Annotated in this window: 21 protein-coding genes; 20 read left to right on the top strand and 1 reads right to left on the bottom strand. The window is 66.2% G+C overall.

The window, feature by feature from the left end:
- Nucleotides 1-4 precede the first annotated feature (4 nt).
- From DBY63_RS22900 to DBY63_RS22930, 7 genes are all read left to right on the top strand, one after another.
- Nucleotides 5-472 (top strand): low molecular weight protein-tyrosine-phosphatase, encoded by a 468-nt coding sequence (locus tag DBY63_RS22900; RefSeq protein ID WP_177411492.1) that lies wholly within the window; start codon nt 5-7, stop codon nt 470-472.
- Nucleotides 462-1,484: a UDP-N-acetylmuramate dehydrogenase gene (gene murB / locus DBY63_RS22905; protein WP_077172280.1), complete on the top strand. Its 1,023-nt coding sequence runs from the start codon at nt 462-464 to the stop codon at nt 1,482-1,484. Before DBY63_RS22900 ends, murB begins: the two co-directional genes overlap by 11 nt.
- Nucleotides 1,481-2,056, top strand: coding sequence for a ubiquinol-cytochrome c reductase iron-sulfur subunit (gene petA, locus DBY63_RS22910; RefSeq protein ID WP_108582907.1), 576 nt, complete (start codon nt 1,481-1,483; stop codon nt 2,054-2,056). Before murB ends, petA begins: the two co-directional genes overlap by 4 nt.
- A complete protein-coding gene (locus DBY63_RS22915; RefSeq protein ID WP_108582908.1) occupies nt 2,053-3,246 on the top strand; it encodes a cytochrome bc complex cytochrome b subunit in 1,194 nt (397 codons plus the stop codon). The genes petA and DBY63_RS22915 overlap by 4 nt, the downstream gene beginning before the upstream one ends.
- Nucleotides 3,243-3,905: a cytochrome c1 gene (locus DBY63_RS22920; protein ID WP_108582909.1), complete on the top strand. Its 663-nt coding sequence runs from the start codon at nt 3,243-3,245 to the stop codon at nt 3,903-3,905. Before DBY63_RS22915 ends, DBY63_RS22920 begins: the two co-directional genes overlap by 4 nt.
- A 72-nt stretch (nt 3,906-3,977) precedes the next feature.
- Nucleotides 3,978-4,592 carry a glutathione S-transferase N-terminal domain-containing protein gene (locus tag DBY63_RS22925; protein ID WP_027598348.1) on the top strand — a complete coding sequence of 205 codons (615 nt, stop codon included), beginning with the start codon at nt 3,978-3,980 and terminating at the stop codon, nt 4,590-4,592.
- Between the two features lie 11 nt (nt 4,593-4,603).
- A complete protein-coding gene (locus tag DBY63_RS22930) occupies nt 4,604-5,008 on the top strand; it encodes a ClpXP protease specificity-enhancing factor (protein ID WP_007162414.1) in 405 nt (134 codons plus the stop codon).
- A gap of 94 nt (nt 5,009-5,102) precedes the next feature.
- On the opposite strand, the gene suhB is transcribed toward DBY63_RS22930, so the two are convergent.
- The gene (gene suhB / locus DBY63_RS22935) at nt 5,103-5,918 is read right to left on the bottom strand and encodes an inositol-phosphate phosphatase (RefSeq protein WP_027598347.1); all 816 of its coding nucleotides are present in this window, start codon (nt 5,916-5,918) and stop codon (nt 5,103-5,105) included.
- A 140-nt stretch (nt 5,919-6,058) separates the two neighbouring features.
- On the opposite strand from suhB, the gene trmJ reads away from it, so the two are divergent.
- The 13 genes from trmJ to DBY63_RS23000 form a co-directional block, all read left to right on the top strand.
- Nucleotides 6,059-6,847 (top strand): tRNA (cytosine(32)/uridine(32)-2'-O)-methyltransferase TrmJ, encoded by a 789-nt coding sequence (trmJ, locus tag DBY63_RS22940; RefSeq protein ID WP_042138184.1) that lies wholly within the window; start codon nt 6,059-6,061, stop codon nt 6,845-6,847.
- A gap of 84 nt (nt 6,848-6,931) precedes the next feature.
- Entirely contained in the window at nt 6,932-7,429 is a 498-nt protein-coding gene (iscR, locus tag DBY63_RS22945) for a Fe-S cluster assembly transcriptional regulator IscR (RefSeq protein ID WP_108582910.1), read from the top strand.
- A gap of 31 nt (nt 7,430-7,460) precedes the next feature.
- Entirely contained in the window at nt 7,461-8,675 is a 1,215-nt protein-coding gene (locus DBY63_RS22950) for an IscS subfamily cysteine desulfurase (protein WP_042138185.1), read from the top strand.
- 29 nt (nt 8,676-8,704) lie between these two features.
- Entirely contained in the window at nt 8,705-9,091 is a 387-nt protein-coding gene (iscU, locus tag DBY63_RS22955; RefSeq protein WP_007162419.1) for a Fe-S cluster assembly scaffold IscU, read from the top strand.
- Between the two features lie 9 nt (nt 9,092-9,100).
- Nucleotides 9,101-9,424, top strand: a complete 324-nt coding sequence (iscA, locus tag DBY63_RS22960) for an iron-sulfur cluster assembly protein IscA (protein WP_007162420.1) — start codon at nt 9,101-9,103, stop codon at nt 9,422-9,424.
- Nucleotides 9,425-9,432: 8 nt separating this feature from the next.
- Entirely contained in the window at nt 9,433-9,954 is a 522-nt protein-coding gene (hscB, locus tag DBY63_RS22965; protein WP_027598344.1) for a co-chaperone HscB, read from the top strand.
- Nucleotides 9,955-9,999: 45 nt separating this feature from the next.
- The gene (hscA, locus tag DBY63_RS22970) at nt 10,000-11,859 is read left to right on the top strand and encodes a Fe-S protein assembly chaperone HscA (RefSeq protein ID WP_108582911.1); all 1,860 of its coding nucleotides are present in this window, start codon (nt 10,000-10,002) and stop codon (nt 11,857-11,859) included.
- Nucleotides 11,860-11,866: 7 nt separating this feature from the next.
- Entirely contained in the window at nt 11,867-12,205 is a 339-nt protein-coding gene (gene fdx / locus DBY63_RS22975; RefSeq protein WP_007162423.1) for an ISC system 2Fe-2S type ferredoxin, read from the top strand.
- An 11-nt stretch (nt 12,206-12,216) separates the two neighbouring features.
- Nucleotides 12,217-12,417 (top strand): Fe-S cluster assembly protein IscX, encoded by a 201-nt coding sequence (iscX, locus tag DBY63_RS22980; protein WP_007162424.1) that lies wholly within the window; start codon nt 12,217-12,219, stop codon nt 12,415-12,417.
- A gap of 91 nt (nt 12,418-12,508) precedes the next feature.
- The gene (gene ndk, locus DBY63_RS22985) at nt 12,509-12,940 is read left to right on the top strand and encodes a nucleoside-diphosphate kinase (RefSeq protein WP_007162425.1); all 432 of its coding nucleotides are present in this window, start codon (nt 12,509-12,511) and stop codon (nt 12,938-12,940) included.
- A 93-nt stretch (nt 12,941-13,033) separates the two neighbouring features.
- The gene (rlmN, locus tag DBY63_RS22990; protein ID WP_108582912.1) at nt 13,034-14,173 is read left to right on the top strand and encodes a 23S rRNA (adenine(2503)-C(2))-methyltransferase RlmN; all 1,140 of its coding nucleotides are present in this window, start codon (nt 13,034-13,036) and stop codon (nt 14,171-14,173) included.
- Nucleotides 14,174-14,183: 10 nt separating this feature from the next.
- On the top strand, nt 14,184-14,954 hold the full coding sequence (gene pilW / locus DBY63_RS22995; protein WP_007162427.1) for a type IV pilus biogenesis/stability protein PilW: 771 nt from the start codon (nt 14,184-14,186) through the stop codon (nt 14,952-14,954).
- A partial coding sequence (locus tag DBY63_RS23000) for a helix-turn-helix domain-containing protein (protein WP_146750272.1) occupies nt 14,951-15,519 on the top strand: 569 nt, incomplete at its 3' end. The genes pilW and DBY63_RS23000, both read left to right, overlap by 4 nt.

Here is a 15,519-nt window from a genome sequence, read left to right on the forward strand (position 1 = left end):
GACCCTGCGCATCCTGTTCGTCTGCATGGGCAACATCTGCCGCTCGCCCACCGCCGAAGGCATCCTCAGGGCCAAGCTGGACGCCGCCGGCCTTGCCGAGGCTGTGGAGCTGGACTCGGCCGGCACCGGCGACTGGCATGTCGGCAAGGCACCGGATTCCCGGGCCATCCAGGCCGCGGCCGGTCGCGGCTATGACATCGCCGACCTGCGCGCGCGCCAGGTCGCTGAGGACGATTTCCAGCGCTTCGACCTGATCCTGGCCATGGACCAGGACAACCTCGCCTGGCTGGAACAGTTGCGTCCGGACGAGGGCGCCGTGCCCGAACTCTTCCTGGCGCGCCAGGGCCTGGCGGTGGACGAGGTGCCCGATCCCTATTACGGCGGCGCAGCCGGCTTCGAGCGGGTCCTCGACCTGCTGGAAAGCGCCTGCGATGGCCTGGTCGCCGAGGTGGCTGCCCGTCATGGTCGCTGAGCTGCAACAGCAGGTCCCGCTGCAGGGCCTCAATACCTTTGGCCTGGTGGCAGAAGCCGACCGCTATCTGGAAGCCGCCAGTGACGTCGAGGTCCGCGCAGCCCTGGCGCTGGCCCGACAGCTGGGCGTGCCCCTGCGGGTGCTGGGCGGTGGCAGCAACCTGGTCCTGCCCGAACGGGTCGAGGGCCTGGTGCTGCGGCTGACCTCGCGCGGCATCCGTCTGCTGGCGGAGGAGGGCGATGCCCTGCTGGTGGAAGCCGAAGCCGGCGAGCCCTGGCACCCCTTCGTCATGGCCACCCTGGCCAACGGCTGGTACGGCCTGGAAAATCTCAGCCTGATCCCGGGCACCGTGGGCGCCTCGCCGATCCAGAACATCGGCGCCTATGGCGTCGAATTGAAGGACAGATGTGCGGGCGTCACGGCGCTCGATCGCCACAGCGGCGAACTCCATGACCTCAGCCCGGCCGATTGCGCCTTCGCCTACCGCGAGAGTCGCTTCAAGGCCGAGGCCGGACGCTGGATCGTGCTGCGGGTGCGCTTCCATCTCAGTCGGCGCCCGCAGCTAGTGCTGGACTACGGTCCGGTGCGCCAGGCCCTGACCGAGGCGGGCGTCACGCAGCCGACCCCCGAGGCCGTCAGCGCGGCCATCTGCAGCATCCGCCAGAGCAAACTGCCCGACCCGGCGGTGCTGGGCAATGCCGGCAGCTTCTTCAAGAATCCGGTGGTGACCGCTGCCGAAGCCGCCGCGCTGCAGGGCCGCTATCCAGGTCTGCCGACCTATCCGCAGGCCGATGGCAGCGTCAAGCTGGCCGCCGGCTGGCTGATCGACCAGGCCGGCTGGCGCGGTCATCGCGATGGCGCCGTGGGGGTGCATGCCGCCCAGGCGCTGGTGCTGGTCAACTTCGGCGGCGCCCGCAGTCGCGACGTCCTGGCCCTGGCCGAGCGCATCCGCGCCTCGGTGCGCGAGCGCTTCGGCGTGACGCTGGAGATGGAGCCGGGAAGCCTGACGTGACCGACGACGCCCCCGATGCCCAACGCCGCCGCCTGTTGATCGCCACCACCTCCGCCGTCGGCGGCCTGGGGCTGGTGGCGGGTAGCGTGCCCTTCGTCTGCGCCCTGCGGCCCAGTCGTTCGGCGGAGGTGGCGGCGGCGCCGGTCGAGGTGGATCTCAAAACCCTGCGCGAAGGCGAGCAACTCACGGTGCAGTGGCGCGGCCAGCCGGTCTGCGTGCTGCGCCGCAGCGCGGCCGACCAGGCCCGGCTGTTGGCCGACCAGGCCGGACTCGCCGATCCAAACTCCAAGGAATCCAGCCAGCCGCCCTACGTCGATCCACGGCTGAGATCGCGGCGACCGGACATCTTCGTGGTCACCGCCATCTGCACCCACCTCGGCTGCATTCCGTCCCTGGACACGGCGGCCGCGACGAACAAGGGCTATCTCTGTCCCTGCCATGGCTCCCATTTCGATCTGGCCGGGCGCGTCTATCGCGACCAGCCGGCACCCCTGAATCTGGCCGTGCCTCCCTATCACTTCAAAGGCGAGAGCCTGCTGGTGATCGGCAGCGACGGGGAGGGCGTGGCATGAGGGACAGGGAGCCCGGCTGGCTGGAGCGACGGCTGCCGATCGGCGCCTTCTGGCGCCGGCACCTCGGCGACTACCGGGTGCCGCGCAATCTCAACGTCTTCTATCTGTTCGGCTCGCTGCTGCTCTTCATCCTGGCGCTGCAGGTGCTGACCGGACTCTGGCTGCTGTTCGGCTATGAGCCCACCGTGAAGGGTGCCTTCGCCTCGGTCCAGCTGTTCATGCGCGAGGTGCCCTTCGGCTGGCTGATCCGCTATCTGCACGCGGTGGGCGCCTCGGCGCTGTTCGTCTGCCTCTATCTGCACATGCTGCGCGGCCTGGTCTATGGCTCCTATCGCGCGCCACGGGAGCTGGTCTGGAGCTTCGGCGTGCTGCTCTATCTGCTGCTGCTGGCCCAGGCTTTCTTCGGCTATCTGCTGCCCTGGGGACAACTTTCCTACTGGGGCGCCCAGGTGTCCCTCAGTGCCGTCGAGGCCGTACCCCTGATCGGCCCGACCCTGGCCGACCTGCTGCGCGGCGGGATAGTGCTGTCCGATGCCAGCCTGCGCCGCTTCCAGGCCCTGCACGTGGTCGGGCTGCCACTGCTGATCCTTGCGCTGGTGAGCCTGCACGTCGTCGCCCTGCGCCAGACCGGCTCGAACAATCCCGAGGGTGACGAGCGCGATGTCAGCGGTGCCGCCGGGGTGCCTTTCCATCCCTATCTGACGCTCAAGGACCTCTGCGGCCTGGCGGTCTTCCTGCTGGTGTTTCTCGCCGTGGTGCTGCTGGCGCCGGACCTGGGCGGTCTGGTGCTGGAGCCGGCCAACCAGCAGCCGGCCGATCCGCTGGTGACCCCCGCGCACATCGCGCCGCCCTGGTACCTGGCCCCCTTCTATGCGCTGCTGCGCGCGGTGCCGAGCAAGGCCGGCGGTCTCGGCCTGGCGGCTCTGGCCATCGCCCTGCTGTTCGTCTTGCCCTGGCTGGATCGCAGTCCGGTCCGCTCGGTCCGCCGCAAGGCCTGGCCGGCGCGACTGGGGCTGTACCTGGCCTGCCTGGCCTTTGTCGCCCTGGGCGTGCTGGGCGTGGTCGCCCTGACCGATGGGCGCCTGCTGCTGGCGCGTCTGGCGGCGGGTGTCTATTTCATCGGCCTGCTGGGCATGCCCTGGTACAGCAGTCTGGGTCGTCCGCGTACGCCAGCGGAGTCCCGGTCATGAGTCGCGTTCTGCTGCTGGTCCTGCTGCTGTGCAGTGGTCTGGCCATGGGCACCGAAGGCGATCCCCGGGCCGGTGCCATCAGCTTCGGCCGCTATTGCCTGGCCTGCCATGGCCAGGAGTACCAGCGCTTCGACCGGGTCGCCGCCGATCTTCACCTCGACCTCGCCAGCTGGGCGCCCGGGCGCACCCCCAGCGCGCCCATGCTCGGGCTGCTCAAGCCCGAGGACGCCCGGCGTGCCTTTGGCAGCGTGCCGCCGGATCTCACCCTGATCGCCGCGGTGCGCGGCGAGGCCTGGCTGCGCGCCTTTCTGCAGGAATTCTATGTGGCGCCCGGGCGGCCGCTCGGGGTCGACAACCTCAGGGCACCCGGCACGCGCATGCCCGACGTCCTGGCCGCCCTGCGCGGCCGCCAGGTGCGCGACTGCAGCGCGGGACGTTGCGTGCTGCGCCTGGAACCCGGCAGCGGCGCCCAGACGCCCGAGCAGTTCGCGCGCACCGTCGACGATCTGGTCGCCTACCTCGCTTATTCCGCCGCGCCCGAGCGCAGCCTGGCCTGGCGCCTCGCGCCCTGGGTGCTGGGCTATCTGCTGCTGTTCGCCGTCCTGGCCTTCTGGCTCAAGCGCGAATTCTGGCGGCGATTGCCCGACAGTGAGCGATGAGACTAGGTGGCGGGCGGCAAGGTGCGAGATAATCCCTTCTTTGCAGCTTCGCCCCCAACGGGGGAGGGACCCATGGGCGCCATAACCCGCCTGACCTGTTTCCATGATCCCGAGGATCACTACAGCCACCGGATCCGTCTGATCCTGGCGGAAAAGAACGTCGAGTGCGAGCTGATCGCCGTACGCCGGGGCGAGTGTCCACGGCAGCTGGCCGAGCACAATCCCTATGGCACCGTGCCGACGCTGATGGATCGCGACTTGGTGCTCTATGGCACCGAGGTACTCATGGAGTACCTCGAGGAACGCTATCCGCATCCGCCGCTGCTCCCCGCCTATCCGGTCACCCGTGGCCAGTCGCGACTGCTGATGCACCGCATCGGCCGTGACTGGTGCAGCCTGGTGGACGCCATCCTGCAGGCCGCGCCGGGCGCCGACCTCGCCACTGCACGCAAGGAATTGCGGGAGAGCCTGACCGGCGTGGCGCCGATCTTCGCGGAAAAACCCTTTTTCCTGAGCGACGACTTTTCCCTGGTGGACTGTTGCCTGCTCCCCCTCCTGTGGCGCCTGCCGCGCCTGGGCGTCGAATTGCCCCGGGCCGCCAAGCCGCTGCAGGACTACATGGATCGCATGTTCGCGCGCGACAGTTTCCGATCCAGTCTTTCGGTCACCGAGCGTGAGATGCGCTAGAGGAGAACCCCATGAATTCCAGTCGCCCCTACCTGGTCCGCGCGCTCTACGAGTGGATCGTGGACAACGACTGCACGCCCCATCTGCTGGTCAATGCCGACTACGCCGAGGTGCGCGTGCCGCCGGGCTATGCCAACGACGGCCAGATCGTGCTGAACGCCTCGCCCAGTGCCGTGCGCGACCTGCACATGGACAACGAGGCGGTGAGCTTCAATGGCCGCTTCGGCGGCGTGGCCTACAACCTCTACGTCCCGATCGGCGCCATCCTGGCCATCTACGCCCGGGAGAACGGCCAGGGCATGGTCTTCGACAGCGAGCCCAGCCCGCCGGATGACCAGGGTCCGGACACTGGCGGCAGCAAGCCCGAGGCGCCCAAGCCGGCACCGGCGCGGCCGAGTCTGAAAGTGGTCAAGTGATCCCCGCCGGCCTGCTGCGAAGTCTCTTTGCGGCACGCAAGAAAAAGCCCCTGTCGGCATGGCCGGCAGGGGCTTTTTCGTAAGCCAGGCGGACTCAGCGCTTGAGCGAGGCCGGCAGGTGCGGCTGGATCTGGGTCAGCAGGCCGCGGAAGCACTTGGGGTTGCCGGCGACGATGTGGCCCTTCTCGAGGAAGTCGTGGCCGCCGTTGAAGTCACCGATCAGGCCACCGGCTTCCTGCACCAGCAGGGCGCCTGCGGCCATGTCCCACTCCGACAGACCCATTTCCCAGAAGGCGTCGAAACGACCGGCGGCGACATAGGCCAGGTCCAGGGCGGCGGAGCCGGCGCGGCGGATGCCGGCGGTCTGACCGATCAGGCTGCGGAACATGCCCAGGTAGTTGTCCAGGTGATCGACGTCATTGGCACGGAAGGGGAAGCCGGTACCCAGCAGGGCACCTTCCAGGCTGCGCCGGTTGGTGACGCGGATGCGGCGACCGTTCAGGGCGGCACCGCGGCCACGGCTGGCGGTGAATTCTTCCTGACGCACCGGATCCAGGACCACGGCGTGCTCCAGGCGGCCCTTGTACTTGCAGGCGATGCTCACCGAGAAGTGCGGGACGCCACGGAGGAAGTTGGTGGTGCCGTCCAGCGGGTCGACGATCCAGACGTAGTCGGCGCCTTCGCCTTCGCCCGCCAGGTAGCCGGATTCCTCACCGTAGAAACCATGGGTGGGGTAGGCCTTGCGCAGGGTGGCGAGGATGGTCTGCTCGGCGGCCCGGTCGACTTCGGAGACGAAGTCGTTGGCGCCTTTTTCGTCGACGGCGATCACGTCCAGGCGCTCAATCGAACGGAAAATCAGTTCACCGGCGCTGCGGGCCGCGCGCAGTGCGATGTTCAGCATGGGCTGCATGGATAAATCACCTGGGTTGTATAAGGAAAGCCGGCAATGATAGCAGACTTCGCGGCACTGGAAGGGGTATTCGTGGCAAGCGGGCGCGTGTGGGCGTAGTATACGGCGCCGATTTCCCGCGTCCGCTCGAGGATAGCCACGTGCTGAACAACATCCGCGTCGTTCTGGTCAATACCAGCCATCCCGGCAACATCGGCGGTGCCGCCCGGGCAATGAAGAACATGGGCCTGTCGCGCCTCTATCTGGTCGATCCCGAGGACTTTCCCAGCGGCGAGGCCAATGCCCGCGCCTCCGGGGCCAACGACGTGCTCGACGCCGCCATCGTCGTCGACACCCTGGAAGAGGCCCTGGCCGGCTGCAGTCTGGTGCTGGGCACCAGCGCCCGCGATCGCCGCATCCCCTGGCCGCTGCTGGATCCGCGCGAATGCGCCACCACCTCCCTGGCCCAGGTGGAGCAGGGTGGCGAGGTAGCCCTGGTGTTCGGTCGCGAATACGCCGGCCTCACCAACGAGGAGCTGCAGCGCTGCCACTACCATGTGCACATCCCCTCGGACCCGGCCTTCGGCTCGCTCAACCTCGCCGCAGCGGTCCAGGTGCTGGTGTACGAGGTGCGCATGGCCTGGCTCGCGGCGCAGAACCAGCCGACCAAGATGAACAAGGTCGAGGCCACCGCCATGCTCAACACCCAGCCGGTGACGGTGGAGGAGCTGGAGCTCTATTACGAGCACCTGGAGCAGACCCTGGTGGAGATCGGCTTCCTCGATCCGGCCAAGCCGCGTCACCTGATGAGTCGCCTCCGCCGCCTCTATGGCCGGGCCGGCATCAGCAAGCTGGAGATGAACATCCTGCGCGGCATTCTCACCGAAACCCAGAAGGCCGCCCGGGGCGAATCTCATCCGCGGACTATCCCCCCGATAGATAATGCCTGAGTGATTTGGTCGGTTTTAAAGTTGACCTTTTTTGTCGGGAATCCGATAATCGGGGTCATCCGATGCAACCCGCTCGAGTTCGTCATGAGACTGACCACCAAAGGCCGCTATGCCGTAACCGCCATGCTCGACCTGGCGCTGCATGCCCAGCGGGGCCCGGTGTCGCTGGCCGACATTTCCGAGCGGCAGGGTATTTCGCTGTCCTATCTGGAGCAGCTGTTTGCCCGGCTGCGCCGCGGCTCGCTGGTCAACAGCGTACGCGGTCCCGGCGGCGGCTATCAGCTGGCGCGCGACATGGGCGGTATCCATGTCGCCCAGGTGATCGATGCCGTCAACGAATCCGTGGATGCCACCCGCTGCCAGGGCAGCGGGGGGTGTCACCAGGGTGATACCTGCCTGACCCACCACCTCTGGTGCGACCTGAGCGATCAGATCCACACCTTCCTCAGTGGCATCACCCTGGCCGACCTGGTCGCCCGCAACGAGATCCAGCAGGTTGCCAAGCGTCAGGACACCAAGGTCTGTTCCAGCAAGCAATCGCCTTTAGCGGTCGAAAAAATCGAAGCGTCCACCATCGACTGAGCAGAGACGCCCGTCTGATTAGGAGTAACCGATGAAATTGCCGATCTACCTAGACTATTCCGCCACCACGCCCGTCGATCCGCGCGTCGCTCAGAAGATGAGCGAGTGCCTGCTGGTGGACGGCAACTTTGGCAACCCTGCATCGCGCTCCCACCTGTTCGGCTGGAAGGCCGAGGAAGCCGTGGAAAACGCCCGTCGCCAGGTGGCCGAACTGGTCAACGCCGACCCGCGCGAGATCGTCTGGACCTCCGGTGCCACCGAGTCCGACAACCTGGCCATCAAGGGCGCCGCGCACTTCTACCAGAACAAGGGCAAGCACCTGATCACCTCCAAGATCGAGCACAAGGCGGTGCTGGACACCACCCGCCAGCTCGAGCGCGAAGGCTTCGAGGTCACCTACCTCGAGCCGGGCGAAGACGGCCTGATCACCCCCGAGATGGTCGAGGCGGCCCTGCGTGACGACACCACCCTGGTGTCCATCATGCACGTCAACAACGAGATCGGTACCGTCAACGACATCGCCGCCATCGGCGAGCTGACCCGTTCCCGTGGCGTGCTCTTCCACGTCGATGCCGCCCAGTCCACCGGCAAGGTCGAGATCGATCTGGAAAAGCTCAAGGTCGACATGATGTCCTTCTCGGCGCACAAGACCTACGGTCCCAAGGGCATCGGCGCTCTCTACGTCCGCCGCAAGCCGCGCGTGCGTATCGAGGCCCAGACCCATGGTGGCGGTCATGAGCGTGGCATGCGTTCGGGTACCCTGGCGACCCACCAGATCGTCGGCATGGGCGAAGCCTTCCGCATCGCCAAGGAAGAGATGGTCCAGGAAAATGCCCGCATCAAGGCCCTGAGCGAGCGCTTCTACCGGCAGTTCGAAGGCCTGGAAGAGGTCTACCTGAACGGCAGCCTGATCCACCGTGTGCCGCACAACCTGAACCTGAGCTTCAACTACGTCGAAGGCGAGTCGCTGATCATGGCGCTCAAGGACCTGGCGGTCTCGTCCGGTTCGGCCTGTACCTCGGCCTCCCTGGAGCCGTCCTACGTCCTGCGCGCCCTGGGCCGCAACGACGAGCTGGCGCACAGCTCCATCCGCTTCACCTTCGGTCGCTTCACCACCGAAGAAGACGTCGACTATGCCGCGAGCAAGGTCACCGAAGCCGTCAACAAGTTGCGTGAATTGTCTCCGCTGTGGGACATGTTCAAAGAAGGCGTAGACCTGAGTCAGGTCGAGTGGCAAGCCCACTGACCCACCCCCTGATGAGTGAGGATTGAACCATGGCATACAGTGAAAAGGTCATCGACCACTACGAAAATCCGCGCAACGTCGGCAAGTTCGACGCGGCTGATCCGGATGTCGGCACCGGCATGGTCGGCGCTCCCGCGTGCGGCGACGTGATGCGCCTGCAGATCAAGGTCAACGAGCAGGGCATCATCGAAGATGCCAAGTTCAAGACCTACGGCTGCGGCTCCGCCATCGCCTCCAGCTCCCTGGCCACCGAGTGGATGAAGGGCAAGAGCATCGAGGAAGCGGCGTCGATCAAGAACAGCATGATCGCCGAAGAACTGGCCCTGCCGCCGGTGAAGATCCACTGCTCGGTACTCGCCGAAGACGCCATCAAGGCGGCGGTCAGCGACTACAAGCAGAAGAAAGGCCTGCTCTGAGGAGGAACCATGGCGATCAGCATGACCGAGTCCGCCGCCCGCCACGTGCAGCGTTCCCTCGACGGACGCGGCAAGGGTGAGGGCATCCGCCTGGGCGTTCGTACCACGGGCTGCTCGGGACTGGCCTACGTACTCGAGTTCGTCGATGAATTCGCGGCCGAGGACCAGGTGTTCGAAAGCCATGGCGTCAAGGTCATCATCGACCCCAAGAGCCTGGTCTACCTGGACGGCACCGAGCTGGATTTCGTGCGTGAAGGCCTCAACGAGGGCTTCAAGTTCAACAATCCCAACGTGCGTGGCGAGTGTGGCTGCGGCGAAAGCTTCAACATCTGAGGCCCGCCATGGGTAAGCCCTGTCACTTCGCCCTGTTCGAGATCAGGCCCGCCTTCGAGATCGATCAGGCGGGTCTGGCCTCGCGCTATCGCGATCTGGCCCGCACGGTCCATCCGGATCGCTTCGCCGATGCGCCGGAGCGCGAACGGCGCCAGGCGCTGGAGCGGTCGGCCGAGCTCAACGAGGCCTATCACGTGTTGCGCGCTCCGTCGCGCCGCGCGCGCTATCTGCTGGAGCTCGAAGGGCACGAGATGCCGCTCGAGGCGACCATCCAGGACACCGACTTCCTCATGCAGCAATTGCAGTGGCGCGAGGAGTTGGAAGACCTGCAGGACGCCGGCGACAGCGCGGGCATTCCCGCCTTCCGCCAGCGCCTCAAGGATGCGCAGCGTGACATCGAGCAGGCCTTCGCCGCGATCTGGCAGGATCCCGCCCAGCGCGAGTCTGCCGAGCGCTTGGTCCGTCGCATGCAGTTTCTCGACAAGCTGGCCAGCGAGATCCGCCAGCTCGAAGAGCGTCTGGACGATTAATCACAGGTGTCGCTCCGGCACCGACAACCATAAGCCGACTAGCCAATGGCTCTATTGCAGATAGCCGAACCCGGAATGGCGCCCAAGCCGCACCAGCGCAAGCTGGCGGTGGGCATCGATCTGGGCACCACCAATTCCCTCGTGGCCGCCGTCCGCAGTGGCGTGGCCGAGACCCTGCCCGATCTGCAGGGCGAGGTGATCCTGCCGTCCGCCGTGCGCTACGCCGCCGCTGGCGTGGAGGTGGGGGCTGGCGCCAAGGCCGCTGCCGCCCAGGACCCCTTCAATACCATTCTTTCCGTCAAGCGCCTCATGGGGCGTGGCTTCGCCGACGTCAAGCAGCTGGGCGAGCAGTTGCCCTATCGCTTCGTCGCCGGTGAATCGGAAATGCCCTTCATCGATACCGCTGCCGGGCGCAAGAGTCCGGTAGAGGTCTCCGCCGACATCCTGCGGGTGCTGCGCGAGCGCGCCGAAGCCACCCTGGGTGGCGAGCTGGTCGGCGCCGTCATCACCGTGCCGGCCTACTTCGACGATGCCCAGCGCCAGGCGACCAAGGACGCGGCCCGCTTCGCCGGCCTGAATGTCCTGCGCCTGCTCAACGAACCCACCGCGGCGGCCGTGGCCTATGGCCTGGACCGGGGCGAGGAGGGCGTGGTCGCCATCTACGACCTGGGTGGCGGCACCTTCGACATCTCCATCCTGCGCCTGACCCGTGGCGTCTTCGAAGTCATGGCCACCGGTGGCGACAGCGCCCTGGGCGGTGACGACTTCGATCACGCCATCGCCGGCTGGATCGTCCAGCAGGCCGGGCTGTCCAGCGATCTGGATCCGGGTACCCAGCGCCGCCTGCTGCAGAGCGCCTGCGCCGCCAAGGAAGCCCTGTCGGCCGCCGAGCGCGTCGAGGTCAGCCACGGCGACTGGTCGGGCGTGCTGGACCGCAGCACCTTCCAGGACCTCATCGCACCCCTGGTCGCGCGCAGCCTCAAGGCCTGTCGCCGTGCCCTGCGCGATGCGGACGTGGAGCCAGCGGATATCCGCGCCGTGGTCATGGTCGGCGGTTCCACCCGCGTGCCCTATGTCCGTGAAGCCGTGGGCGAGCTGTTCGACTGCACCCCGCTCACCGATATCGATCCGGATCGCGTGGTCGCCATCGGCGCCGCCCTGCAGGCCGATTCCCTGGCCGGCAACCGCGCGGGCGAAGAATTGCTGCTGCTGGACGTCATCCCGCTGTCCCTGGGGCTCGAGACCATGGGCGGCCTGATGGAAAAGATCATTCCGCGCAACACCACCATCCCGGTGGCGCGGGGTCAGGACTTCACCACCTATCGCGACGGCCAGACCGCCATGCTGGTGCATGTGCTGCAGGGCGAGCGCGAACTGGTCAAGGACGCCCGTTCCCTGGCGCGCTTCGAACTGCGAGGCTTCCCGCCCATGGTCGCCGGGGCGGCCAAGATCCGCGTCACCTTCCAGGTCGATGCCGACGGCCTGCTCGGTGTCAGCGCCCGCGAGCTGTCCAGTGGCGTGGAAGCCAGCGTCCAGGTCAAGCCGTCCTATGGCCTGACCGATGGCGAGATCGCCAACATGCTGCAGGACTCCTTCCGCCATGCCGGAGACGACATGCAGGCCCGCGCGCTACGCGAGCAGCAGGTCGAGGCCCGGCGGCTGATCGAGGCGGTCACCGCCGCGCTGGCCGCCGATGGCGAGCGCCTGCTGGACGCCGAGGAGCGTCAGGTGATCGAGCTGGAAATCGGCCGGCTGGCCGAGTTGCTGGACGCCACCGACGTCCAGGCGCTCGAAGATCAGACCAAGCGTCTTTCTCACGTGACCGATGCCTTCGCCGCCCGGCGGATGAACGCCTCGGTCAAGGCGGCCCTGGCGGGTCGCCGTCTCAACGATATCGAGGAGTAGTTCCATCATGCCGCAGATCACCCTGCTGCCCCACGCCGAGCACTGCCCCGAGGGCGCGGTCTTCGAAGCCAGCGAAGGCGAAACCATCATCGCCGCGGCCCTGCGCAACGGCATCGACATCGAGCACGCCTGCGAGATGTCCTGTGCCTGCACCACCTGCCACGTGGTCATCCAGGAGGGCTTCGACTCCCTCGAGCCTTCCGATGAACTCGAGGACGACATGCTGGACAAGGCCTGGGGTCTGGAGATGCGTTCGCGCCTGTCCTGCCAGGCGGTAGTTGGCAGCGAAGACCTGGTGGTGGAGATTCCGCGCTACACCATCAACCAGGTTTCCGAAGGTCACTGAGGACAGCTGTCATGGCACTGAAATGGACCGATGTGCTGGATATCGCCATCGAACTCAACGACGCCCATCCCGACGTGGATCCGCGCTACGTGAATTTCCTCAAGCTGCGCAACTGGGTCGTGGAGCTGCCGGAATTCGACGACGATCCTCAGCGGGGTGGCGAGAAGGTGCTGGAGGCCATCCAGGCCGCCTGGATCGAAGAGTCCGCCTGACGCATCGCCCGTACCGCGCTACGCTTTTCACCGGGACCCGCGTATAATCCGCGGGTTTCGTTTTTGCTCTATTCCCACATTCGGAGTTCACATGTCTGTTCAACGTACCCTGTCGATCATCAAGCCCGATGCCGTATCCAAGAATGTCGTCGGTGAGATCGTCACCCGCTTCGAGAAGGCTGGCCTGCGCGTCGTCGCTGCCAAGATGGTCCAGCTGTCCGAGCGCGAAGCCGGTGGCTTCTACGCCGAACACAAAGAGCGTCCCTTCTTCAAGGACCTGGTCTCCTTCATGACCTCCGGTCCGGTCGTGGTCCAGGTGCTGGAAGGCGACAACGCCATCGCCAAGAACCGTGAGCTGATGGGCGCCACCGATCCCAAGAAGGCCGACGCCGGTACCATCCGTGCCGACTTCGCCGTCTCCATCGACGAGAACGCCGTCCACGGTTCGGACTCCGAAGCGTCCGCCGCTCGCGAGATCTCCTACTTCTTCGCAGCCACCGAAGTCTGCGAGCGCATCCGCTAAGGATGAGCGTTGGCCAGGGAAGCGGCCAGCCCGCCTTCCTGGCATCGCCCGCGCCCTGCGCGGGCTTCAAACAGATTTCGTCGAGGTGATCCCATGACCACAGCCACCGATAAGGTCAATCTGCTGGGCCTGACCCAGCCGCAACTCGAGTCGTTCTTCGAGTCCATCGGGGAGAAGCGCTTTCGCGCCGGCCAGGTCATGAAGTGGATCCATCACTTCGGCATCGATGATTTCGACGCCATGAGCAACCTGGGCAAGGCGCTCAAGGAAAAGCTCAAGGCCGCCGCGGAGATCCGTGGCCCCGAGATCGTCAGCGAGGACATCTCCCGCGACGGCACCCGCAAGTGGGTGATCCGTGTCGCCTCCGGCAGCTGCGTCGAGACCGTCTACATTCCGCAGAACGGCCGCGGCACCCTGTGCGTGTCGTCCCAGGCCGGTTGCGCGCTGGACTGCAGCTTCTGCTCCACCGGCAAGCAGGGCTTCAACAGCAACCTCACCGCCGCCGAGGTGATCGGCCAGGTGTGGATCGCCAACAAGTCCTTTGGCAGCGTGCCCGCCAAGATCGACCGTGCCATCACCAACGTGGTGATGATGGGCATGGGCGAGCCCCTGCTGAACTTCGAGAACGTCGTCGCCGCCATGCGCATCATGATGGACGACCTCGGCTACGGCATCTCCAAGCGCAAGGTGACCCTGTCCACCTCGGGCGTGGTGCCGATGATCGAAGAGCTGGCCAAGCAGATCGACGTCTCCCTGGCGCTGTCGCTGCACGCGCCCAACGACGAGCTGCGCAACGAGCTGGTGCCGATCAACCGCAAGTATCCCCTGGCCATGCTGCTCGACGCCTGCCAGAGATACATCGGCCAACTTGGCGAGAAACGCGTCCTGACCATCGAGTACACCCTGCTCAAGGACGTCAACGATCTGCCCGAGCACGCCCTGCAGATGATCGAGCTGCTGCGCAACGTGCCCTGCAAGATCAACCTGATTCCCTTCAATCCCTTCCCGCACTCCGGGTACGAGCGGCCGAGCAAGAACGCCACCCGCCGTTTCCAGGAGCTGCTGCAGCAGGCCGGTTTCAACGTCACGGTGCGCACCACCCGCGGTGACGACATCGACGCCGCCTGCGGCCAGCTGGTGGGCCAGGTCATGGACCGCACCCGCCGCAGCCAGCGCTATATCGCCGTTCGCCAGCTCGACGGTGCCGAAACCGTAACGCCGCTCCAGGGCTGAGGGCGCGACCATGGCGATCACGCGCTTTGCGGCTGTCGCGCTCGCCCTGGTGGTCGGCGGCCTCGCCGGCTGCGTGACCGAGGGCGACCGCAATCCCATGGATACCCGCCAGGGGCGGATGCAGGCCCGTGATGCCTACATCCAGCTCGGCCTCGGCTATGTCCAGCAGGGCAACACCGAACAGGCCAAGGTGCCGCTGAAGAAGGCGCTGGAGCTGGATTCGTCCAGCGCCGACGCCCATGCCGCCCTCGGGCTGGTGTTCCAGGCCCAGGGCGAGACCGACCTGGCCGATCAGGAATACCGCCTGGCCCTGCGCGAGCGGCCCCGCGATGCCCGCATCCTCAACAACTATGGCAGCTTCCTCTATGAGCAGGGGCGCTACAAGGATGCCTACGAACGTTTCACCCAGGCCGCCGAAGACAGTCTCTATCCCGAGCGCGCCCGGGTGTTCGAGAATCTCGGCCTGACCGCCCTGCGACTCAATCAGGTCGACTTGGGCAAGGAAAATCTGGAAAAATCCCTGCGGCTGGATCGCAATCAGCCCAGGGCCCTGTTCGAATTGGCTCAACTGGCCTACCAGACGCGCGACTACGTGCCGTCCCGGAGCTATTACCAGGCCTTCAGCCAGCTCAGTCCCCAGGATGCCCGCAGCCTGTTGCTCGGGATCCGCCTCGCCGAGGTGTTCAATGATCGCAACACCGCCGCGAGCTATGCCCTGCAGCTGAAGCGCCTCTACCCGAACTCACCTGAATATCGTCAACTTCAGTCGGAGCAGAAATGACCGCAGTGCAATCCGAAGCGGTACACGCCGGACGGGGCAATCCCGGTGAGATCTTGCGTCAGAAGCGCCTGTCGCTTGGCTGGAGCCAGGCCCAGGTCGCCCAGAATCTCAATCTCAGCGAGCGCATCATCGAGCAGCTCGAGTCCGGCAACTATCAGCAGATGCCGGGGCACACCTTTGCCCGCGGCTATACCAAGGCCTACGGCAAGCTGCTCGGCCTGGATCAGGTCGAACTGGTGCGGACCTTCGACGGCTACACCGGCACCGATGCCAAGGGCAGCACCGTGCACAGCCTGGGGCGTCTCGACGAGCCGGTGCGGTTGTCGCGCAATGTCCTGAGATTCGTCAGTTTCATCCTGGTGGTGCTGATCATCGCCATGGGCCTGTTCTGGTGGCAGGAGCGCAGTCGCCAGGCCTCCAGCGCCAGTGCCGTGAGCATGGAGCATGTCGAGGTCGAGGGCGCCGACGGCAAGACCGAGATCCATCCCATCGACGAGCCGGAAGAACAGCCCCCGGTCACCGCCCAGCAGCCGGCCGCCACCCTGCCGTCCCCGGTGGGCACGCC

Source organism: Pseudomonas sp. RIT411 (assembly GCF_003057735.2).
GTDB classification, from domain to species: Bacteria; Pseudomonadota; Gammaproteobacteria; order Pseudomonadales; family Pseudomonadaceae; genus Chryseomonas; species Chryseomonas oryzihabitans.